Origin of the sequence: Streptomyces sp. NRRL S-378 (assembly GCF_000720645.1) — a bacterium.
Lineage (GTDB): Bacteria > Actinomycetota > Actinomycetes > Streptomycetales > Streptomycetaceae > Streptomyces.
The window spans coordinates 163,829-186,096 of sequence record NZ_JOBX01000007.1 but is presented as its reverse complement, the minus strand read 5'-3'; the positions used below and the strand labels follow the sequence as shown (position 1 = coordinate 186,096).

Annotated in this window: 16 protein-coding genes; 5 read left to right on the top strand and 11 right to left on the bottom strand. The window is 73.2% G+C overall.

Annotated features, from left to right (window positions below):
- Nucleotides 1-98 precede the first annotated feature (98 nt).
- Entirely contained in the window at nt 99-1,604 is a 1,506-nt protein-coding gene (gene eccD / locus IH80_RS0107375; RefSeq protein WP_030958667.1) for a type VII secretion integral membrane protein EccD, read from the bottom strand.
- Nucleotides 1,605-1,800: 196 nt separating this feature from the next.
- Between eccD and IH80_RS0107370 the strand changes: the two genes are divergently transcribed.
- Together IH80_RS0107370 and IH80_RS0107365 are read left to right on the top strand one after the other, a co-directional pair.
- Complete coding sequence (locus IH80_RS0107370; RefSeq protein ID WP_030958666.1) at nt 1,801-5,757, top strand: type VII secretion protein EccC; 3,957 nt, start codon at nt 1,801-1,803, stop codon at nt 5,755-5,757.
- A 128-nt stretch (nt 5,758-5,885) separates the two neighbouring features.
- Complete coding sequence (locus tag IH80_RS0107365; RefSeq protein WP_030844357.1) at nt 5,886-6,131, top strand: DUF397 domain-containing protein; 246 nt, start codon at nt 5,886-5,888, stop codon at nt 6,129-6,131.
- Nucleotides 6,132-6,220: 89 nt separating this feature from the next.
- On the opposite strand, the gene IH80_RS0107360 is transcribed toward IH80_RS0107365, so the two are convergent.
- The 4 genes from IH80_RS0107360 to eccB form a co-directional block, all read right to left on the bottom strand.
- Entirely contained in the window at nt 6,221-6,526 is a 306-nt protein-coding gene (locus IH80_RS0107360) for a WXG100 family type VII secretion target (RefSeq protein ID WP_030844360.1), read from the bottom strand.
- Nucleotides 6,527-6,571: 45 nt separating this feature from the next.
- A complete protein-coding gene (locus IH80_RS0107355; protein ID WP_030958664.1) occupies nt 6,572-6,919 on the bottom strand; it encodes a WXG100 family type VII secretion target in 348 nt (115 codons plus the stop codon).
- Nucleotides 6,920-7,132: 213 nt separating this feature from the next.
- Nucleotides 7,133-8,410: a type VII secretion-associated serine protease mycosin gene (gene mycP, locus IH80_RS0107350; protein ID WP_234432147.1), complete on the bottom strand. Its 1,278-nt coding sequence runs from the start codon at nt 8,408-8,410 to the stop codon at nt 7,133-7,135.
- Between the two features lie 11 nt (nt 8,411-8,421).
- Nucleotides 8,422-9,999, bottom strand: coding sequence for a type VII secretion protein EccB (eccB, locus tag IH80_RS0107345; protein WP_030958659.1), 1,578 nt, complete (start codon nt 9,997-9,999; stop codon nt 8,422-8,424).
- A 258-nt stretch (nt 10,000-10,257) separates the two neighbouring features.
- On the opposite strand from eccB, the gene eccE reads away from it, so the two are divergent.
- From eccE to IH80_RS0107330, 3 genes are all read left to right on the top strand, one after another.
- Nucleotides 10,258-11,532: a type VII secretion protein EccE gene (eccE, locus tag IH80_RS0107340; RefSeq protein ID WP_030958658.1), complete on the top strand. Its 1,275-nt coding sequence runs from the start codon at nt 10,258-10,260 to the stop codon at nt 11,530-11,532.
- Nucleotides 11,529-12,227 carry a hypothetical protein gene (locus IH80_RS0107335; protein WP_030958655.1) on the top strand — a complete coding sequence of 233 codons (699 nt, stop codon included), beginning with the start codon at nt 11,529-11,531 and terminating at the stop codon, nt 12,225-12,227. Before eccE ends, IH80_RS0107335 begins: the two co-directional genes overlap by 4 nt.
- Before the next feature lie 141 nt (nt 12,228-12,368).
- Complete coding sequence (locus IH80_RS0107330; RefSeq protein ID WP_063757254.1) at nt 12,369-14,780, top strand: SCO5717 family growth-regulating ATPase; 2,412 nt, start codon at nt 12,369-12,371, stop codon at nt 14,778-14,780.
- 94 nt (nt 14,781-14,874) lie between these two features.
- On the opposite strand, the gene IH80_RS0107325 is transcribed toward IH80_RS0107330, so the two are convergent.
- From IH80_RS0107325 to infB, 6 genes are all read right to left on the bottom strand, one after another.
- Complete coding sequence (locus tag IH80_RS0107325; RefSeq protein WP_030958652.1) at nt 14,875-15,831, bottom strand: bifunctional riboflavin kinase/FAD synthetase; 957 nt, start codon at nt 15,829-15,831, stop codon at nt 14,875-14,877.
- Entirely contained in the window at nt 15,732-16,760 is a 1,029-nt protein-coding gene (locus tag IH80_RS47110) for a hypothetical protein (RefSeq protein ID WP_030958651.1), read from the bottom strand. The genes IH80_RS0107325 and IH80_RS47110 overlap by 100 nt, the downstream gene beginning before the upstream one ends.
- A gap of 542 nt (nt 16,761-17,302) precedes the next feature.
- Nucleotides 17,303-18,211, bottom strand: coding sequence for a tRNA pseudouridine(55) synthase TruB (gene truB, locus IH80_RS0107315; protein ID WP_030958650.1), 909 nt, complete (start codon nt 18,209-18,211; stop codon nt 17,303-17,305).
- Entirely contained in the window at nt 18,208-18,657 is a 450-nt protein-coding gene (rbfA, locus tag IH80_RS0107310) for a 30S ribosome-binding factor RbfA (RefSeq protein WP_030030356.1), read from the bottom strand. Before rbfA ends, truB begins: the two co-directional genes overlap by 4 nt.
- A gap of 34 nt (nt 18,658-18,691) precedes the next feature.
- Nucleotides 18,692-18,985 (bottom strand): DUF503 domain-containing protein, encoded by a 294-nt coding sequence (locus IH80_RS0107305; protein ID WP_030651158.1) that lies wholly within the window; start codon nt 18,983-18,985, stop codon nt 18,692-18,694.
- 185 nt (nt 18,986-19,170) lie between these two features.
- Entirely contained in the window at nt 19,171-22,263 is a 3,093-nt protein-coding gene (gene infB / locus IH80_RS0107300; RefSeq protein ID WP_030958647.1) for a translation initiation factor IF-2, read from the bottom strand.
- Nucleotides 22,264-22,268 lie beyond the last annotated feature (5 nt).

Here is a 22,268-nt window from a genome sequence, read left to right as displayed (position 1 = left end):
TCCGCTGGGCGCAGTCCACAGACCCTTCGAAGGGAATCCGGGGGACGCGTACACAAACGGCCGTCACACAGCGTACCAGGCTGCCGCTCGGGCCCGTCTCAGCTGGTGAGAGCGCGGGCCCGGGCGTACACGTCGAGCACGGCCAGGGTCAGGGGCACCAGGCTGAGCAGGACCGCCGCCTCGGTGAGGTCGAGCAGCCTTCCCCAGAAGGGTGACAGGCCCTTGCGGGGGATGACAAGCGCAATTCCCGCGAGGAGGGCCGCGCCGGCGGCGACGGCCGCGGTGAGCCAGATCGTACGCAGGTCCAGGCCGCTGCGGTCGTGCTCCACGACGAAGGCTTCGAGCAGGGCCTGCGGCGGGTGCAGGGACAGGCCCAGGATCAGCAGCGCGACGGCGGCGAGGCCGGCGGTCAGGGCGCAGACCACCTGGGAGGTGTAGCGGAAGAGGCGGGCGCGCAGCAGCATGGCGAGGCCGGTGGCCAGGGCCAGGAGGCGGCCCCAGGTGTTGTCGGAGAAGCCGAGGACCGCGGCGGCGCCGACGGCGACGGCGGCGCAGCCGCCGACGAGGCCGAGGAGCATCTCGTGGCCGCGGCGGGCCTGGGCGGCGATCGCCTCGGCGTCGAGCGGGGTGCCCTGCTCGGGCTGGTCGGCGTCGGCCTGGTCGCCGTACGGGGCGGTCTCGTAGCGGTCCGGGGTCTCGTAGTCGTCGGTGGCGCTCGTCGGGGCCGCGTAGCCGATGGGCAGGCGGGCGAAGCGGGCGGAGAGTCCGGGGAGGAAGGCGACGAGGCCGATGGCGACGGGTGCGCAGACCGCGGCGGTGTAGGTCGCGGAGGCCTCGGTGGCGATCGCGGCGAAGGTGGCGAGGGTGCCGGTGGCGGCGACGAAGGTGGCCGCGACGAAGGGGGCGTCGCCGCTGGGGGTGAGCGCGACCAGCGCGACGGAGGCCACCAGGACGCAGACGCAGCCGAGGAGGAACTGGAGCCGGCCGGGGCCCTGGCCGGCGGCGGGGCCGACGATCCCGGACCCGGCGATCAGCAGGTGCGGGAGGGCTCCGAGGCCCAGGGCCACGGCGGAGAGGCGGTCGCGGTACACGCGGGCGCGCACCCCGGCCACGGCGGTGAGCAGGACGCCGACGGCGCCCGCGATGATGCCGGGCAGGCCGTGCATGTCGTGGCGGACGGGGTCGGCGTACCAGAGGACGAAGCCCAGCATGACGAGCAGGACGGCGGAGCCGGCGAGGCCCGCGCCGCGCAGCATGTCGTCGCTCCAGCGGTGCCGGTCGCGGACGACGGCGGAGGCGACGGCGTCGGAGACGTCGTCGAAGACGGCCGGCGGGAGGGACTCGGCGAAGGGGCGCAGGCTCAGCACCTCGCCGTCGAGGACCTGCTGGGCGGCGAGGGTGCGGGCGCCGTCGAGGACGGTCCCGGAACGGCGCACGAGGTGGAAGCCGGTCGGGGCGCCGACGGGCTGGGTCTGGCCGGTGAGGCGCAGCAGTTCGGGGTAGACGTCGGCGACGGCGATGTCCTCGGGGAGGGCGACGTCGATGCGGCTGTCGGGGGCCACGACGGTGACCCTGCAGAAACCCGTCGTCCCGGCCGTACTCACCTGCGTGACCCCCTTGGTTGGTGTCCGCGCCCGTGCTCGATTCGCGGATGCGCATGCTGCGCGCGACACCCTACCGGGCGTATGAGCGACAGTCGGCAAGTAGGATCACCGTCGCGCTGGGGATACCCCCTGCGCGCCCGGGACTTGGGGGCGCCGGTTGCGACGTCCCGTCCGTTTTCGAGGGATTGATGCTCCGGTGAGCCAGATCGTCGTCAAACGCCCGCCGCGGTCCCTGCCGCCCGAGGTTCCTTCGGAGGAGCTGAGGCTGGAGGCTCCTCCCGAACTTCCGCGCGGGCAGCAGGAGGGCATGCTGATGCAGCTCCTGCCGATGCTCGGCATGGGCTCTTCCGTCGTCTTCTTCTTCATGCCGGGCGCGGCGCCCTTCATGCGCATCATGGGCGTACTGATGCTGGCGTCGACGCTGGGCATGGTCGTGGCGCAGCTGGTGCGCTTCCGGCGGGGTACGCAGGGGCAAATGGCGGACGTGCGCCGGGACTACCTCAAGTACCTCGCCCAGACGCGCCGTCAGGTGCGGCGGACGGCGCGGGCGCAGCGCGACGCGCAGCTGTACCTGCACCCGGCCCCCGAGCAGTTGTGGTCGGTGGTGGCGGACGGTTCACGTTTGTGGGAGCGCCGGGTGGGCGATCCTGACTTCGGCCAGGCCAGGCTTGGGCTGGGCGCGCAGCGCCTGTCGACGCCGCTGGTGGCGCCGGAGACGGCGCCGGTGGACGAGCTGGAGCCGCTGACGGCGGGTGCGATGCAGCGCTTCCTGAAGGTGCACTCGTCCCTGGACGGGCTGCCGATGGCGGTGTCGATGCGCGCCTTCTACCACGTGGCGGTGTCCGGGGAGCCGGAGTCGGCGCGCGGTGCGGCGCGGGCGATGGTCGCGCAGCTGGCGACGCTGCACTCCCCCGAGGACCTGATGGTGGCCGTGGTGGCCGCGCCGGGTGCGGTGCCCTCGTGGGACTGGACGAAGTGGCTGCCGCACACGCAGCTGCCGGGGCAGGTCGACGGGGCCGGTACGAAGCGGCTGTTCGGCGACGACCTCGCCGAGCTGGAGGGGATGCTGGCGTCCCGGCTGGAGGGGCGGCCCCGGTTCAGCCGTGACGTGTCGCCGGTCCTGGACCAGCCGCATCTGGTGGTCGTGCTGGACGGCGGCATGGTGCCCCCGGACTCGGTGTTCGCGGCGGCCGAGGGGCTGCAGGGCGTCACCATCATCGAGGTGGTCGCGGGCGAGCTGGACGAGCCGCGCGGTGGTCTGTCGGTCGTGGTGCGGCCGGGCCGGCTGCGCCTGGAATCGGGCGGCGGGGTCGCGTACGAGGGCGTCCCGGACACCCTGTCGCTGCCCGCGGCGGAGGCGCTGGCGCGGCAGCTGGCGCCGCTGCGCACGGGTGGCGGGGACGACGACGAGCCGCTGCTGGCGAACCTGGACTTCACGGACCTGCTGAACCTGGGCGACGCGGCCGCGGTCGACGTGGCCCGTACCTGGCGGCCGCGGTCCGCCGGTGAGCGCCTGCGCGTGCCGATCGGTGTCGGCGAGGACGGCGCCCCGGTGATGCTGGACCTGAAGGAGGCCGCGCAGGAGGGCATGGGCCCGCACGGTCTGTGCGTGGGTGCGACCGGTTCCGGCAAGTCGGAGCTGCTGCGCACGCTGGTGCTGGGTCTGGCGGTCACGCACACCTCGGAGACGCTGAACTTCGTGCTCGCCGACTTCAAGGGCGGTGCGACCTTCACGGGCATGGGCCAGATGCCGCACGTCGCGGCGGTCATCACCAACCTGGCGGACGACCTGACGCTCGTGGACCGCATGGGCGACTCGATCCGCGGTGAGCTGCAGCGCCGTCAGGAGCTGCTGCGGTCGGCGGGCAACTACGCGAACATCCACGACTACGAGAAGGCCCGGGCGGCCGGTGCGCCGCTGGAACCGCTGGCGTCGCTGGTGCTGGTCATCGACGAGTTCAGCGAGCTGCTGACGGCGAAGCCCGACTTCATCGACATGTTCATCCAGATCGGCCGCATCGGCCGTTCGCTGGGTGTGCACCTGCTGCTGGCCTCGCAGCGGCTGGAGGAGGGGAAGCTGCGCGGCCTGGACACGTACCTGTCGTACCGGATCGGTCTGCGGACCTTCTCGGCGGCGGAGTCGCGCACCGCGATCGGTGTGCCTGACGCCTACCACCTGCCGTCGGTGCCCGGTTCGGGCTACCTGAAGTTCGGTACGGACGAGATGGTGCGCTTCAAGGCGGCGTACGTCTCGGGCACCTACCGCTCGGGCGGGGCGGACCTGTCGGTGGGGCAGTTCCCGGTGGAGCGGCGCCCCGCGCTGTTCACGGCGGCGCCGGTGCCGGTGGTGTACGCGGCCCCGGACCCGGCGTACCTGGCGGCGCAGTCGGGGCGGGAGGACGACGCCCTCGCGGACACCGTGCTCGACGTGATCGTGAGCCGGCTGGAGGGCCAGGGCGTACCGGCGCACCAGGTGTGGCTGCCGCCGCTCGACCAGGCCCCGCCGCTGGACCAGCTGCTCCCGGCGCTGGCGCCGAGTGCGGAGCGCGGGCTGCACGCGGACGGCTACACGCGGCCCGGCGGGCTGATCGTGCCGCTCGGCCTCATCGACAAGCCGTTCGAGCAGCGGCGCGAGGTGCTGTACCGCGACTTCTCGGGTGCGGCGGGCCACCTGATGGTGGTGGGCGGTCCGCAGTCGGGCAAGTCGACGCTGATGCGGACGCTGGTGTCGTCCTTCGCGCTGACGCACACCCCGCGCGAGGTGCAGTTCTACGGGCTGGACTTCGGTGGCGGCAGCCTGTCGGCGATCGCCGACCTGCCGCACGTGGGCGGTGTCGCCTCGCGCCTGGACCCGGAGCGGGTGCGGCGCACGGTCGCGGAGGTCGGGGGCATCCTCAACCGCCGCGAGGAGTTCTTCCGCGCGAACAACATCGACTCGATCGGCACGTACCGGCGTCGGCGGGCGGCGGGTGACCTGCCGCACGAGCCGTGGGGCGACGTGTTCCTGATCGTCGACGGCTGGGGCAACTTCCGCGGCGAGTACGAGGGCCTGGAGCAGGTCGTCACGGACATCGCCGCCCGCGGTCTGGGCTACGGCATCCACGTGGTGATCACCGCGGCGCGGTACATGGAGGTGCGGGCCGCACTCAAGGACCAGATGCTGGGCCGGCTGGAGCTGCGGCTCGGCGACACCATGGACTCCGAGTTCGACCGCAAGGTCGCGGCGAACGTCCCGCAGGGGATGCCGGGGCGCGGTCAGGTGCCGGAGAAGCTGCACTTCCTGGGCGCGCTGCCGCGGATCGACGGCTCGCACGAGGCCGCCGACCTGTCGGAGGCCACGGCGGCCTTCGTGGAGGCGGTCCGGCAGAACTGGACGGGGCCGGCGGCTCCGGGCGTACGGCTGCTGCCGCGGCTGCTCCACTCCGACCAGTTGCCCAAGGGCGGGGAGTTCCCCGAGCGCGGGATCGCGATCGGCATCGACGAGACCGATCTGGAGCCGGTGTTCGTCGACTTCGAGACCGACCCCTTCCTGCTGGTCTTCGGTGAGAGCGAGTCGGGCAAGACGAACCTGCTGCGGCTCATCGCCAAGCAGATCGCGGAGCGGTACACACCGGACCAGGCGCGCCTGGTCGTGGGCGACTACCGGCGGACCCTGCTCGGGTCGCTGCCGGAGGAGCACCTGCTGGAGTACGCGCCGATGGCGAGCTCCCTGCAGATGCACATGGAGGCGCTGGGCGGGGTGTTCTCGCGCCGGCAGCCCCCGGCGGACGTCACGCCGCAGCAGTTGCGCGACCGCAGCTGGTGGACGGGCCCGGACGTGTTCATCATCATCGACGACTTCGACCTGGTGGCCACGAGCCAGGGCAATCCGCTGGCGCCGCTGGTGGAGTACCTGCCCTTCGCCCGCGACACGGGTGTGCGCTTCATCATCGCGCGGAGCTCGGCGGGTGCCTCCCGCTCGATGTACGAGTCGTTCATGCAGCGGATCAAGGAGCTGGGCGCGCAGGGCGTCGTCCTGTCCGGTGATCCGGCCGAAGGTGATCTGGTCGGCACGGTCCGGCCGCGTCCGATGCCGCCGGGCCGGGGCTACTTCGCCTCGCGCCGGCGGGGCACGTCGCTGGTCCAGCTCGGCAGGATGCCGGGCGGCGTGTGAGCCGCGCCGGTGGCCGGCCGCGGCTTGCCGGCCGGTCGCCGGGCGGATCGGCGGGAAACCGGTCGCGGCCGGCGGCCCGGGCCCGATAATCGGCGGGGAAGACCGCACCACCGAGGGAGAGGCCGCTCATGGGCACCCAGCAGGAGAAGGACGAGCTGTACGCGCTCGACATCAGCGGTGTGGAGTGGGAAGGACCGCCGGGGACCAGTCCGGAGGAGGAGCGGGTGGAGATCGCGCGGCTGCCCGAGGGGGCGGTGGCGATGCGGTCCTCGCTGGACCGGGAGACGGTGCTGCGCTACACGGCCGCCGAGTGGGAGGCCTTCGTACTCGGTGCCAGGGACGGCGAGTTCGACCTGGACCGCCAGGAGCCCTGAGGGGCGGCAGGACATGCCGAAGGGGCGCGCCCGTGGCGGGCGCGCCCCTTCGGCGTGCCGGTACCCGGTGACCCGGGGCCCGGGCGGGCTCAGTAGGCCTCGGTGAAGAGGGTCGAGGCCCGCTTGTCGGTGGCGCGGTAGTCGTCCTTGCCGCGCTCGATGAGCTTGGCGACCTTCTCGAGCTCGGCGTGCATGACGTCGGCCTTGGCCTTGTACTTCTTCTGGAGGTTCAGGTACTCCTGGTGCGCCTCACCGTCCCAGGTGTCCGTGACCACCTTCACGGCCTGCTCCATCTGGTCCAGGTCCTTGAGGATGTTCCCGGAGACGATCCGGATGCGGTCGGCCATCTGCTGAACGGTCTCGTACCGGACCCGGGTCCCGTCGTTCGCCGTCATGTTCTTCTCCTTGTCGCTGCGGACGAATGGAAAGGGGGGCGTTGCTCAGATGCCGTCGAGGCCCGAGCGGGGGCCGGTGCCGGACGTCGGCTGGACGGCGTTCTTGAACGCGGCCCGCACCTCGTCGTCCTGCGCGTTGCTGAGGTTCTTGGTCTGCGCCACGGCGTTGTGCAGGACGCCGAGCAGCCGGCGGATCTCGTCGTGGCTGTCGTTGAGCGTCGTCTGGGCCGTGATGAAGCCGGAGGCGCCCACACCGGTCCAGCCCGCGCTCACGGTGGCGATGATGTCGGCCAGCTCACGGGCCTGCTTGGAGACGGCGGTGCCCGTCTCCTGGATCTTGTTCTTCGCCTGGACGACCGGATCGTCCGCAAGTCCGAAGGTGTTCGTGCTCATCGAAGCTCCTCACTTCTCAATTCGCCGGCAGAACCGGCGGATTGCGCAGCGGGGCGGGCGTGCCCGGCGCGGATGTGTGTCACGCGCTCCGGACCGTCCCCCTCCGCTTCACGCGATCCCCCGATCACACTCGTGAAGCCTGGTGTCACTCTAGTCAGTTCGTGGATCAGTCCCAACACCGGTGGGCTGCTTCCGTAGACGAACTGTGACTGTTCACTGCAAACGACGTCGGCGGCTCCGGGCATCCCGGACGACCGTCGCCGTGCCCGCGATGACGGCGATCATTACGGCGCCGATACCGAGAGCGTACGTGCCGTAGCGCTCCTGACGTTCCTGGGCCGTCTCGGTGAGCTGGAGGGCCGCCGCCTGCGGCGCCGCCGCCGGGGGCGGACCCGGGTCCGGTACAGGCGGCTTCGGGGCCTCCTGGTCCTGGCTGAGGGCGCGCACCGGGTCGACCACGCCCCAACCCACGTAGTCGTCGCGGCCGTTGACGGCGCGTTCGGCGGTGTTCTGGATCTGCCACACGATCTGCTGCGCGGACCAGTCGCGGTGCTCGGCACGCAGCAGGGCGGCGACCCCGGCGACGTAGGGCGCGGAGAAGCTGGTGCCGTTGTCGATGCACTGGCCGAAGCCCGGGACGGTGGAGACCATGTCGACGCCAGGCGCGGCGACCCCGATGAAGTCGCCGGGCTGGGAGAAGACGGCGCGCTCGTTGTTGCGGTCCGAGGCGCCCACGGCGAGGACCCCGGGGAAGGCCGCCGGATAGGTCTTGCGCTTCTGGCCGCTCAGGCCGTCGTTGCCCGCCGAGGCCACGACGACGACGTTGGCGGCGACGGCCTTCTGGACGGACTTGCCGAGCTCCGAGTCCGCGGACAGCTGGGCGTCGGTGTCCTGCGAGATGTTGATGACCTGGGCGCCCTTGGACACCGCGTGGTCGATCGCCTGGCTCAGGGAGAGGGCGTTGCCCTTGCCCTGGCCGTCGTTCTGCCGGATGGGGATGATCGTGGCGTCCGGGGCGAGGCCCACGAAGCCGGTGCCCTGCTGGGGGCGCGCCGCGATCAGCCCGGCGACCTTGGTGCCGTGACCGACGGTGTCGGTCGTGCCGTCACCGCCCTTGGGGTCGACGAAATCCTTGCCCGCCCCGACGTCGAGGGCGCCGCTGAGCTGCGGGTTCGCTCGGTCGACACCGGTGTCGATGACGGCGACGCGGACGCTCGCGCCGCTCTTGTCCTTGCCCTTGGTCTGCGCCCAGAGCTCGTCGAGGAGCAGCCGTTGGAGGGCCCAGGGGCGGTCCTCGATCTGCTTCTTCATGGGGAAGGTGCACTCCCCCGCGCCGTCGAGGCGCAGGGCGTACGGGGGGTGCGGCGCGGTGGCTGCCGCCGGGGCGGCCCCGGTGGCCGCCCCCGCCGTCCCCGCCGCACCGCCGGCGGTCAGGGCGAGGACGAAGGCGCCGGCGAGGACGGCGCGCCGGGGCATGCGGTTCTGGGGCATCGGCGGCATCCTCACGAACCCTGGGGCTGGCGAGCGGAGTTGGTGTCCAGGCGGGGACCCTTGGAGAGGAACTCCGACCACGCGATGGGCACCATGGCTGGGGTGACGCCGCCGTAGCCGAGCCTGACCTGTGCCTGGCTGGCCTCCGGGCGCCCGTCCCCGCCCGCCTTGGACTGGTCGGGGGCGCCGATCTTGGACTGCTCGGAGTCGCTGTCGCCGTTGGCCTGGACGGCGTACCGCAGGCCGGTGTCGGTGACCAGGAAGAGGGAGCCGCCGGCCGTGGTCTGCTTGCCCTGGACCTGGGTGTAGAGCAGGCCGGAGCCCGGGGTGACGTACGCGCTCGTGCCGCTGGCGGTGATGTCGACGGGGTAACCGGTGCCGGCCCAGGTGCTCAGGGTCTGGTTGCCCTGGCCGTCGACCGAGCGCAGGACGTTGCAGACGGTGTCGCGGTGGTGGGGGCTGCTCGCCCGCGCACCGGCGGGCGGCGTGGTCTGGTTGATCCGCTCGGTCTTCTTCTGCGGCCACCTGACGTCGCCGGCGAAGGGCGTGGTGTCCGGGTCGAGCGACTGGAGGTCGACCTCGCGGGCCTTGCCGTGCATGTTGAGGCCGTCGGTGGCCGGAGCCGAGATCAGCAGCCAGGCGACGAAGTCGGAGACCGGGGCGACCTTGCCGGGGAGGACCACGTAGTGCTGGGTCCCCGAGCCGGTCTGGGCCTTGAGCACCATGCCGACCTTGTTGTCGGCGGTGCTCAGGCCCTTGACGTCGGCGCCCGCCCCGGCCTTGCCGGGGATCTCCGGGAAAGCCAGGTCGTCCCCGGAGTTGAGGGTGCCGAGCCATTCCGGGCTGACCTGCTGCGGGGTGGCTCCGGTGCCGACCAGGGCGTTGGTCATCGTTCCGGCGGCCGGGGTGCCCTCGGGGAACCTGTACTTGGCGCCGGTGGCGTCGACGAGGTAGCGCTCCTTGCCCGGGCCGGTGCTCTCCACGTACAGCGACTGGGCGTCGGTGAGCCGACGGGCGTCGTCCGTCACGGACGCCTCGCGGTCCGCGAGGACGAAGGTGGCGGTCTGCACGCCGCGGCCGTTGCCGCCGGGCTGCTGGCAGACGGCCCACCGCTTGGCCTTCCCGGCCTCGGCCTTGGAGGGGAGCCGGTCGGGGGCGTACGGGATGCCGATGATGGGGCCGCGGGGCGGCTTGCCCGCGTCGAGGACCTTGTCCTCGACCTGGACCACCTTGAACTTCTGCGGATCCAGCAGGAGTCGGGCGGAGGCGAGGTTCAGCACCGGGTGCAGACGCGTCTGGTCCTTGCCGCCCACCTTCGTCGTCAGGACCACGTACCGGGTCGTCGAGTCCTTGCCGACGATGACCCTCGTACCGGGCTCGTCCCAGCCCTTGGGGGCGGTCGGCTTGAACATGCCCCAGGCACCGAACCCGGCGAGCACGAGGGCTCCGACGATCACCCCGGGCAGGACGGCACGCAGGGGGCGGGGGGCCCCCTCCTCGGTACCCGTGGCGGAGGGCTGGAGGAACGCAGCCACCGTCCGCCGCTTCGCAAAGGTGTACGCGTTGAGCTCATCACGTCGTGATGCCATGACCGTCTGCTTCTCCCCGCACGGCCCGGCCGGTGAGTACGGTCCCCGGGCCTCGATAGTCGGACCGGGCACCTACTATGCCTCTTGACGGACGGTATGCAGGGGCCGGGTAGGGTGAGGCGGCCCCACAGGGCCTTCCACACCGGGGTAATCAGGGCTTGTTGGGGTGGATTGGGGAGATTCCGGGGCCCCGCGACGGGTGTCGCGCAGCGCCGGAACTCGTGAGGTCCTGCCCGTGAGAGGGGAAGTGCGCGAGTGATGGCCACGGCGACGGAGCCGCAGACCGGCGCGCCCGCACCCGCACGCGGCGGAGTGACGCCGCACCCGAAGTCGAGCCCCGGCCGCTTCGGTCCGTTTCGACTGCAACAACTCGTACTGCTCCAGGTCGCGGCGGCGGGGCTGCTCGTGGCCTGGGTGGTCGAGCCGCTGCTCCTGGCCCCCGTCGGCGTGCTCGCGCTCGTGCTGGTGGTGCTCGCGGTCGTACGCCGCCACCAGCGCTCCCTGCCCGAGTGGATCGGCAGCGTGCTGGCGCTGCGCGCACGACGCCGCCGCGCCGCGTCCTCCGTCGTACCGGCGGGCACCGAGCCGGGGCTCGCACCGCTGGTCGAGGCCGATCCGGCCCTGCGCACCCTGACGTTCAGCGACCGCGACCGGCGCCCGGTGGGGATGGTCGGCGACGGGACCTTCCTGACCGCGGTCGTCCAGGTGGACACGGACGCCACCGCGCTGCGGCCGGACCGGGCGGCGCGGCCGCTGCCGCTCGCCCTCGTGCGGGACGTCCTCGAAGTGGACGGCATCCGGCTGGAGTCCGCGCAGTTGGTGCAGCACACCCAGCCGGCGCCGGCCCCGCACCTGCCGGCCCGGTCGATGGCCACGCTCAACTACGCACCGCTGCAGGCCCGGACGGGCACCCCCGCGGTACGGCTGACCTGGATCGCACTCAAGCTCGACCCGGAGCTGTGCCCCGAGGCGGTCACCGCCCGCGGCGGTGGACTGGCCGGCGCGCAGCGGTGCGTGGTGCGAGCGGCGGACCAGCTGGCGAGCCGGCTGACCGGGGCCGGGTTCAGGGCCACCGTGCTGACCGAGCAGGAACTCACGGCGGCCCTGGCCACGTCCTCGTGCGCGAACCCGATGGCGATCACCCAGGCCGGCCGGTCGGCCGGCACCGGGCGGCGCACCGAGGAGACCTCGCGGACCTGGCGCTGCGACGACCGCCGGCACACGACGTACTGGATAGGCCGCTGGCCTCAGCTGGGCGGCTCCGGGGCGGCGGCGCTGCCGCAGTTCGTGGCACTGCTGACCTCCCTGCCCGCGCTCGCCACGAACTTCAGCCTGACGATGGCCCCGTCGGAGCGGCAGGGCGTGACCCTCACCGGGCACGTACGGGTGACAGGACGCAGCGACGAGGAACTGGTCGCGGCACGGCGGGAGTTGGAGAGGACGGCGCGGGGTGTGAAGACCGGGCTGGTCCGGCTCGACCGCGAACAGGTACCGGGGCTGCTGGCTTCGCTGCCACTGGGAGGCGCGCGATGAGGGGCGGTTTCGGACTGGTCGGCCCGCGGCGGGAGCGGCACGTGGTGCCCGCGGCAGACCTGGACGCGCTGGCGGTGCCCGTCGGGGACGACGGGGTCGTCATCGGTGTGGACGCCGAGGGGCGGTCGGCGGTGCTCGGCATCAACCGGCCGACGCCGTACGAGGTGACGCTGATCGGCGGGCTGTGGACGGCGCAGGTGCTGGCGCTGCGCGCGGCGGCCACGGGTGCGCGCGTCGCGGTGGAGACCGGGCGCGGGCAGGTGTGGTCCGGGCTGGCCCAGGCCGCCGGTGGCGGGCAGCAGTGCGTGACCCTGCACGAGGTGGGCCGGGTCCCGCCGCAGGGCGCGTCCGCGGGCAGTCCGGTGCTGGTGATCCGCGACTGCGGGATGCGGCCGCCGCGCGGTCGCGTGGTGGCCGGGCCGTGGCAGTCGGTGCTGACCCTGCTGCCGTATCTGAGCCCGACGGCGCCGCGGTTGCTGCGGCAGGCGTCGCTGGTGGGCGTGCAGCGGGTGTCCCCGGACGAGGCGGAGCAGATCGGCCGCCTGATGCGGCTGCCCCGTCAGGCCGTGGCCTCCCTGCCGACACTGGGCGACGGGGTGACCCTGTGGTGCACCCCGCGGGACCGGCAGTTCGTGATGACACAAGGGACCGAGGCGGAGACCGGCCTGCTGGGCCCGGCACGCCGCATCGACTGACGGGGCGCGCACCCCGGGCGGGCCGCCCGCCCTCCCCGTGGAGCGGGACGCGGCGGACAGGGGCGACGTGCCCCGATTAGGCTGGACGCCGGCGCGGCGTGGGTGGGCGCCGGAGCAGTGTTCGACAGACCAGGAGGACCAGTGAGCGGCGATCGGAACGAGAGGCGCGGCGGGACGTGGGACGTCCCGACGGACGATCAGTCCGACGCGGAGCCCGAGATGACGGGCGAGTTCACCATCGACTACACACCACCGGCCTGGTACACGCAGAGTGCGCCGCCGGCCGCGGCCGCGCAGGTGCCCGGGCTCCCCGAGGGGAGCGGCTTCGAGCCGCACCGTCCGTCGGACGTGGAGTCGCCCTCCACGATGCGGATCGCTCCCCCGGCGCCGCGGCCCCCGTCCGACGGCGAGGGGACGGCCCAGCCGTTCCCGCTCGCCGGCCCGGCCGACGCGCCGCCGCCGTACCCGGCCCCCGAGCCGATCTCGGCCCCCGAGCTGCCGTACGCGGCCCCGGCCCCGGCTGACGCACCCCTGCAGTCGGCTCCCGAACCGATCGTGGCACCCGACCTGCCGTTCTCGGCCCCGGCCACGGCCGAGGCCACCCCTCCGGCGCCCCAGGCTCCGGCTCCCGAGCTGCCGCATTCGGCTCCCGCTGCGGCTCCCGCTGCGGCCCCGGCGGACGGGCTGCCGCCGCACGCGGCTCCCGAGGTGATCGTCGCTCCCGACCTGCCGTTCTCGGCCCCGGCCACGGCCGAGGCCACGCCTCCGGCACCCCCGGCTCCGGCACCCGAGCCGCCCCACGCGGCTCCCGCCCCGGTCGAGCCGGCGTTCCCGGCCCCGGCGGAGGAGGCCGCACCGGAGCCGGCCGACGCCGCGCCCGCGCCGTCCGCGGACCTGCCGGCGCCCACGCCGGCACCGTCGCCCGTGGTCGAGCAGCCGGCCGTCGCCGCCGCCCCGGCCGAGGACGGGGCCACCTCCGGAGGATGGCCCGGCCCTCGGGCCACTCCCGTCGAGGGGGTGCCCGTGGTACCCCCGGCCGAGCAGGCGGCGCCCCCGGCTGCCGGGGACAGCCCGTACGGGGTGCCTCCGGGTGAACTGCCGCCGCTGCCGCCCTCGTTCGCGACCCAGGGCTCCTACGGCTTCCCGCAGCCGGCGCCCGCGCCCGCCCCGCAGCAGCCCCAGCAGCCGCAGCCGCAGCCCCCGTACGACCCCCGCGCCGCCGGACAGTGGCACGTCGGCCCCGGCCAGCAGCCACCGCAGCCGCAGCCGCAGCCGCAACCGCACGACCCCCGGTACGCGGCCGGCCCCACCGGCGGCGGCGCGCCGCTCGGTTACACCGCCGCCGTCGAGCTGTCCTCGGACCGGCTGCTGCGCAACAAGCAGAAGCCCAAGAGCAACAACAACGGCGGGGGCGGCGGCCTCTTCCGCTTCGGCGGCAAGGCGGCCGAGGCGGAGCGCCGCCGCAAGCTGGAGCTGATCCGCACCCCGGTCATGTCCTGCTACCGCATCGCCGTCATCAGCCTCAAGGGCGGCGTCGGCAAGACCACGACCACCACCGCGCTCGGCGCCACCCTCGCCACCGAGCGGCAGGACAAGATCCTGGCCATCGACGCGAACCCCGACGCCGGCACGCTCGGCCGCCGTGTCCGCCGTGAGACGGGCGCGACGATCCGGGACCTGGTCCAGGCAATCCCGTACCTGAACTCGTACATGGACATCCGCCGCTTCACCTCGCAGGCGCCCTCCGGTCTGGAGATCATCGCCAACGACGTGGACCCGGCGGTCTCCACGACCTTCAACGACGAGGACTACCGCCGCGTCATCGAGACGCTGGGCCGCCAGTACCCGATCATCCTCACCGACTCGGGCACCGGCCTGCTCTACTCCGCCATGCGCGGCGTCCTGGACCTGGCCGATCAGCTGATCATCATCTCGACCCCGTCCGTGGACGGCGCCAGCAGCGCCAGCACCACCCTCGACTGGCTCTCCGCCCACGGGTACGCGGACCTCGTCTCCCGCTCGATCACCGTCATCTCGGGGGTCCGCGAGACGGCCAAGATGATCAAGACCGAGGACATCGTGCAGCACTTCGAGACCCGCTGCCGCGGTGTCGTCGTGGTGCCCTTCGACGAGCACCTCGCGGCCGGTGCCGAGGTCGACCTCGACATGATGCGGCCCAAGACCCGTGAGGCCTACTTCAACCTCTCCGCCCTGGTGGCCGAGGACTTCCTCCGGGCCCAGCAGCAGGCCCCGCAGAACCACTGGGGAGCGCCGCAGCACCACCAGCCCCACCCCCAGCAGGCGCAGCCGCAGCCGCAGCCGCAGCACCACCAGACGCAGCCGCAGCAGGCGCAGCCGCAGCCGCAGCCGCAGCACCACCAGACGCAGCCGCAGCCGTACGGTCAGCCCCCGTACCAGCAGCCGCCGCAGCAGCCGGGGCCCTACGGCCAGCCCTACCCGCAGCAGCCGCAGCCCGGCCAGCCCTGGCAGCAGCCTCCGGCCGCCCCGCCCCAGCAGCCCCAGCAGCCGCCGCGCGATCCGCGCCTCGGCTGACCGACCGCGCCGCACCCCGCACTGCAGGAAGGGCCCGTACCACCCCGGGATCCGATCGGATCCCGGGGCGGTACGGGCCCTCGCCCGTTGAGCGTCAGCGCTTCAGGTCGTACGCGTCGGTCAGCACCCGCGCCCGCTTCACGTCGTCGGCGATCGCCTCCAGCAGCCCGTCCAGCGACTCGAACTTCGCCATTCCCCGCACGTACGCGAGGAAGTCGACCGCCACGTGCTTCCCGTACAGGTCCAGCCCGACCCGGTCGATCGCGTACGCCTCCACCGTCCGCTCGGTCGCGTCGAACTGCACGTTCGTCCCCACCGAGATCGCCGCGGGCATCCGCTCGCCGTCCGCCGTCAGCCAGCCCGCGTAGACCCCGTCCGCCGGGATCGCGGTGTGCGGCCGCGTCTCCACGTTGGCCGTCGGATAGCCGAGCTCACGCCCGCGCTGCGCTCCGCGCACCACCACGCCCTCGACCCGGTGGGGGCGCCCCAGGACCTCGGCCGCGCCGTCCATGTCGCCCTCGGCGACCAGCCTGCGCGCCAGCGTCGAGGAGAACGGCATGCCGCCGCCCGCCTCACCGCGCTCCACCAGGTCCACGACCTCGACCCGGTAGTCGTAGGTGGAACCCAGGTCGCGCAGGAAGTCGACGTCCCCGGCGGCACGGTGGCCGAAGCGGAAGTTCGGACCTTCGATGACGGCCAGGGCGTGCAGCTTGTCGACGAGCACCTTCACGATGAAGTCGGCCGGGGACAGCTGCGAGAACTCCGCGGTGAAGGGGAGGATCAGCAGCGCGTCCACGCCCAGCCCGGCCATCAGTTCGGCGCGCCGGTCGTACGGGGCCAGGATCGGCGGGTGGCTGCCGGGGCGGACGACCTCGCTCGGGTGCGGGTCGAAGGTGACGACGACGGACGGCACGCCGAGCTCGCGCGCGGTGGCCACGGCCCGTCCGATGATCAGCTGGTGCCCCCGGTGCACGCCGTCGTAGGAGCCGATGGTGACGACGCTGCGTCCCCAGTCCTGGGGGATGTCCTCCAAGCCACGCCACCGCTGCACTGTGACCGCTCCTCGCCCGAACCCGGTTGGTCCTTGAACTGATTGCCGATTGCAGGTCTAAGACTGCCATGCCGGGGGCCGGTGCCACGCATCGGCGTCAGTACGGCCGCGAGCTCGGCCCGTACGCCGGCCGGCGCGGTCCGCAGCCGGTCCAGGACCAGCGGGCGCAGCACGGGAGCGGCGGCCGGCCCCTGCTCCAGCCGCCGGTCGACGAAGGCTGCGGCGTGCCGCGCGTCCCCGGGACTGCGGGCCAGGTGCTCCCGTACGAGCGCGGCCGCACGCCGGGCCAGCGTCGGTGTGGTCAGGGGGGCGAGGGCGCACAGCCTCTCCCCGTCGGCCCGGGCCCGCAGGGCGGCGAACACCGCGTCCTGGTCCGGCAGTACGGGCAGGGTCGCGACCAGCGCGGCCGCGGGCAGCCGGGAGCCTGGCTCCGGTTCCGCGAAGGAGGCGAGCGCGTCGGGCAGGTAGCGGGCGCGCACCTGGGGGTCGCGCAGCAGCACGGCCAGGGCGCTGTCGTGCAGGGTGGTGTCGGCGGGGCGGGCGAGGAGTGCCCGGGCGGCACGGCGCAGCAGCTCACGGTCGGCCGGGGTGCGCACGTGGGGGGCGGTGGCGAGGCCGTAGGCGGCGGCCGCGACCCTGCGCCCGGGCCGTTCGTCGTGGGCCCAGCGGTCGACGGCCCGGCACAGGACGGAGGGTTCCTCCTCGCCCGGGTCGGAGCCCGCCGCAGCCCGCAGGGCCACCGCGAAGCCGCCGGAGCGGTGCTCCGCGCGCAGAGCGGTGCCCAGTACCGCGAGCACCGCCCCGGTGGCGGCGTCGAGGACCGGTCCTCCGCAGGCCTCCCCACCCTCGGAGAGGGCGTCGCGGCCGTCGGTGCCGATCGCCGGCTCCACGGCGGGCAGCGGGCCGGCCGGCCCGTACGCGGCCTGCACGCCCCCAGTACCCGTGCCTGTCGCCGGCCCCGTGCCGGGAGCCGTACGTAGGTCCCCGGTTCGATCGACTCGCGCTGTGCCACGGGCACCGGCCGGATCCCGAGGCCGTCCGTGCGGATGAGGGCCAGCGCCAGGCCGGGCAGTGCGGTCACGTCGGCCGCGTCGGCCGGCCAGGTCCGTCCGGGGCCGTGCAGGACCAGCCGGGGCAGGCCGTCGACCGCCTCGTGGCTGGTGACGACCGTCCCCCCGGTCGTCCGCGACGAACCCGCTGCCGCGCTCCCGCCCGGCCGGATCGCAGAGCTTGACGAGCTCCGCCATGGCCGCACCACTCCCCGCAACGCCCCGTACTCACGACGGTAGGCAGGTAAAGATCAGCACGAAAAGCACACGCGGCGAACGCGCCCCCTTACGCTCCCTCCATTCACTCCGAGCGCCTGCTCGGACGGGTGAATAGCGGGGTCCGGGTGGATAGACACCTACCCGAGGGGGGTCGTGGAGCGGTGAGCAGCACGGCATGTGCGCTCACCGCTCCACGTCGACGATCAGACGAAGACCGCGAGGGACTTCGCCTTCCCGTTCTTGCTCTCGACGAGCCCGAGGAGCTGGCCCTGTGGCCCGAAGACCGCGACCGTACGGCCGTCCCCGTACTCCTCCGGCATGTCGATCCGCACGCCGTTGGCGAGCAGCGAGGCCCGCCGGGCGTCGAGGTCCCAGCGCGGGAAGGCCGCGGCGGCCGCCTCGCCGATGGGCATGACGGTCAGCTCCTCCTGGAGCTGGTCCAGGGTCCGCGCGCGGTCGAGCTTGTACGGGCCCACCCGCGTGCGGCGCAGCGCGGTCAGGTGTCCGCCGACGCCGAGGTCGGCGCCGAGGTCGCGGGCGAGGGCGCGGATGTAGGTACCGCTGGAGCAGACGACGGAGACGACCAGGTCGACGACCTTCGTGCCGTCCTCGGCCTCCGCCTCCCGCATGTCGTACACCTGGAACGACGAGATGGTGACCGGCCGGGCCGGAATCTCGAAGTCCTCGCCGTCACGGGCGCGCTTGTAGGAGCGCACGCCCTTGATCTTGATGGCGCTGACCTTGGACGGGACCTGCATGATGTCGCCCGACAGCTTGGCGACGCCCGCGTCCACGGCATCCCGGGTGACCCCGGTGGCGTCCGTGGAGGTGGTGATCTCGCCTTCGGCGTCGTCCGTCAGGGTGTTCTGGCCCAGGCGGATCGTGCCGAGGTACTCCTTCTCCGTGAGCGCGAGGTGGCCGAGGAGCTTGGTGGCCTTCTCCACGCCGAGGACCAGCACGCCCGTCGCCATCGGGTCGAGGGTGCCGGCGTGGCCGACGCGGCGGGTCTTGGCGATCCCGCGCATCTTGGCGACCACGTCGTGCGAAGTGAAGCCGGACGGCTTGTCGACGATGACAAGGCCGTCCGGAGTCTTCCCTGCGTTGGTGCTCATTCCGCCGCTGCGTCCTCGTCGTCGTCGCCCGGCTTCTTGTACGGGTCGGCGTCGCCGGCGTACTGCGCGCCGGAGGAGACCTCGCGCACCTGGGCGTCGGAGGCGCGCGCCTTGTCGAGGAGGTCCTCGATGGTCTTGGCGTTCTCCGGGAGGGCGTCGGCGACGAAGGTCAGGGTGGGGGTGAACTTGGTCCCCGCCGCCCGGCCGACCGCGGAGCGCAGGACTCCCTTGGCGCTCTCCAGGCCGGCTGCCGCGCTGGCGCGGTCCTCGTCGTCGCCGTAGACCGTGTAGAAGACCGTGGCCTCCCGCAGGTCGCCGGTGACCCGGGTGTCCGTGATGGTCACGTGCGTACCGAGGCGGGGGTCCTTGACACCACGCTGCAGCTTCTCCGCCACCACCTCCCGGATGAGGTCCGCCAGCTTCTTCGCCCGCGCATTGTCGGCCACTGGTCCGTCTCCTTCTTTTCTTGCAGACAAGCAATCAGTCTTCATCACCGTGGAGGCGCCGTCGTACGGACAGCAGCTCCACTTCCGGACGTGCCGCGACCAGCCGCTCGCAGCGGTCCAGTACGTCCGAGAGGAACCCCGCGTCCCCACTCACCAGCGCGACCCCTATGCGGGCCCTGCGGTGCAGGTCCTGGTCGCCCACCTCTGCCGCGCTCACGGAGAACTTTCGCTGGAGCTCGGCGACGATGGGCCGGACGACGGAGCGTTTCTCCTTCAGCGAGTGGACGTCGCCGAGGAGCAGGTCGAAGGACAGAGTCCCCACGTACATGCAGTTCCGGATATCCCGCCGGTGCGGGTTCGGTGGCCTGCCGGGCCGTCGCCCGGCAGGATCACCCGGCGCTCGCGCGGCCGGGTCACCAGAACCGTACACGCAACGGCCGGGGCCGATCGACGGATATTCCGCCGACCGGCCCCGGTGTGACGAGTTACGACACGGTGCGAACCGCCTCGCGCTTACGCGCGGGGCTTCTCGCGCATCTCGTACGTCGCGATGACGTCGTCGATCTTGATGTCGTTGAAGGAGCCGAGGTTGATACCACCCTCGAAGCCCTCGCGGATCTCGGTGACGTCGTCCTTGAAGCGGCGCAGACCGGAGATGGTGAGGTTCTCCGCGATGACCTTGCCATCGCGCAGCAGGCGCGCCTTGGTGTTGCGCCTGACCTCGCCGGACCGGATGAGGACACCGGCGATGTTGCCCAGCTTGGACGAGCGGAAGATCTCGCGGACCTCCGCCGTACCGAGCTCGACCTCTTCGTACTCCGGCTTGAGGAGACCCTTCAGGGCCGCCTCGATCTCCTCGATGGCCTGGTAGATCACCGAGTAGTAGCGGACGTCGACGCCCTCGCGGTCCGCCATCTGCGCGGCGCGGCCGGCAGCACGGACGTTGTAGCCGATGACGATGGCGTCGGAGCCCATCGCCAGGGCGATGTCGGACTCGGTGACCGCACCCACACCGCGGTGCAGGACCCGGATGTCGACCTCTTCACCGACGTCGAGCTGGAGCAGCGAGGACTCGAGAGCCTCGACCGCACCGGACGCGTCGCCCTTGATGATGAGGTTGAGTTCCTGGACCAGACCGGCCTTGAGCACGGAGTCGAGGTCCTCGAGGGACACGCGACGGACGCGCTTGGCGAAGTTGGCGTTGCGCTCGCGCGCAGCACGCTTCTCGGCGATCTGGCGGGCCGTGCGGTCCTCGTCCACGACGAGGAAGTTGTCGCCGGCGCCGGGGACGTTGGTGAGACCCAGGACCAGGACGGGGGTCGACGGACCCGCTTCCTCGACGTTGTTGCCCTTGTCGTCGAGCATGGCGCGCACGCGGCCGTAGGCGTCGCCCACGACCATCGTGTCGCCGACGCGGAGGGTACCGCGCTGGACGAGGACGGTGGCGACGGCACCGCGGCCGCGGTCGAGGTGGGACTCGATCGCAATACCCTGAGCGTCCTGCTCCGGGTTGGCGCGCAGGTCGAGCGAGGCGTCGGCGGTGAGGACGACGGCCTCCAGCAGGGAGTCGATGTGCAGACCCTGCTTGGCGGAGATGTCGACGAACATCGTGTCGCCGCCGTACTCCTCGGCGACCAGACCGAACTCGGTGAGCTGACCGCGCACCTTGGTCGGGTCGGCACCCTCGACGTCGATCTTGTTGACCGCGACGACGATCGGGACGCCGGCGGCCTTGGCGTGGTTGAGCGCCTCGATCGTCTGCGGCATGACGCCGTCGTTGGCCGCGACCACGAGGATCGCGATGTCGGTCGACTTGGCACCGCGGGCACGCATGGCGGTGAACGCCTCGTGACCGGGGGTGTCGATGAAGGTGATGCGACGCTCTTCGTCGTTGACCTCGGTGGAGACCTGGTACGCACCGATGTGCTGCGTGATGCCGCCGGCCTCGCCCGCGACGACGTTCGTCTTGCGGATGGCGTCGAGCAGTCGGGTCTTACCGTGGTCGACGTGACCCATGACGGTCACGACCGGCGGACGCGGCAGCAGGTACTCCTCGCCGCCCTCGTCCTCGCCGAACTCGATGTCGAAGGTCTCGAGGAGCTCGCGGTCCTCCTCCTCCGGGCTGACGATCTGAACTTGGTAGTTCATCTCGCCCGCGAGGAGCTGGAGGGTCTCGTCGGAGACGGACTGCGTGGCAGTGACCATCTCGCCGAGGTTCATCATGACCGCGACCAGCGACGCCGGGTTGGCGTTGATCTTCTCCGCGAAGTCGGTGAGGGACGCACCGCGCGACAGGCGAACGGTCTCGCCGTTGCCGCGGGGCAGCATCACGCCGCCCACGGACGGGGCCTGCATGGCCTCGTACTCCTGGCGCCTCTGACGCTTCGACTTGCGGCCGCGACGGGCCGGACCGCCGGGACGGCCGAAGGCACCCTGCGTACCGCCACGGGCACCGGGACCGCCGGGACGACCGCCGAAGCCGGGACGACCGCCGCCACCGGCGCCGGCCGGGCCGCCGCCGAAGCCGCCGCCACCCGGACGGGGACCGCCGAAGCCGCCGCCCGCGGGACGCGAGCCGGGACCGGCCGGACGGCCGGCGAAGCCGCCGCCGCCGGGACGACCGGCACCACCGGGACGGGGACCGCCCGCACCGGGACCACGGCCACCGGGGCCGCCGCCGGGACGGGGACCGGGACCACCGGCAGCGGGACGCTGCGGCATCATGCCCGGGTTCGGACGGTTGCCGCCCGGGGCCGGACGCGGAGCGCCGCCCTGCGGACGGGGCATGCCGCCCGGGGTCGGACGGGCGCCGCCGGGACCCTGCGGACGCGGAGCGCCGCCGGGACCGCCCTGCGGACGGGGAGCACCCTGGCCGCCGGTGCCGGGGGCACCGGGACGCGGGGCGCCGGCCGGACGGGGCGCCTGCGGGCGCGCCATGCCGGTGGAGCCGCCGGAGGTGAACGGGTTGTTACCCGGACGGGGGCCGGCCGGACGGGCACCCTGCGGGCGCGGGGCCTGGGCACCGGGGGTGCCGGCCGGACGCGCCGGGGCGCCGGGGGTGGCGCCGGCCGGGCGCGGGGCGCCGGGACGGGCACCGCCCTGACCCGGGGCCGCCGGACGCTGCTGCGCCGGACGGGGACCGGGGGACGCGGCGGGACGCGCCGGGGCGGCCGGGGCCGCCGGAGGCGCGGAGAACTCGGTCGCCACGGGCGCCGCCGGAGCGGGCTTCGGGGCGGCCGGAGCCTTCGGGCCGGGACGCGGGCCGGGGGAGGCCGGCGTCACGGGGGCTGCGGCCGGGGCCTCGGCAGCGGCCGGCTTGGGGGCCGGGGCGCCGGGCTTCGGGGCAGCAGGACGTGCCGCAGCGGCCGGGGAGGGCGCTGCGGGCTTGGCGGGCGCGGCCTTGCGGGGCGCGCCGGGCTTTGCAGCGGACTTGCCGGCGTTGCCGCCGGGCCCCTGCAGTGCGTCAGTCAACTTGCGTACAACCGGCGCCTCGATCGTCGAGGACGCCGAACGGACGAATTCACCGAGTTCTTGGAGCTTGGCCATGACGACCTTGCTCTCCACCCCGAACTCCTTGGCGAGTTCGTATACCCGGACCTTAGCCACTTCGC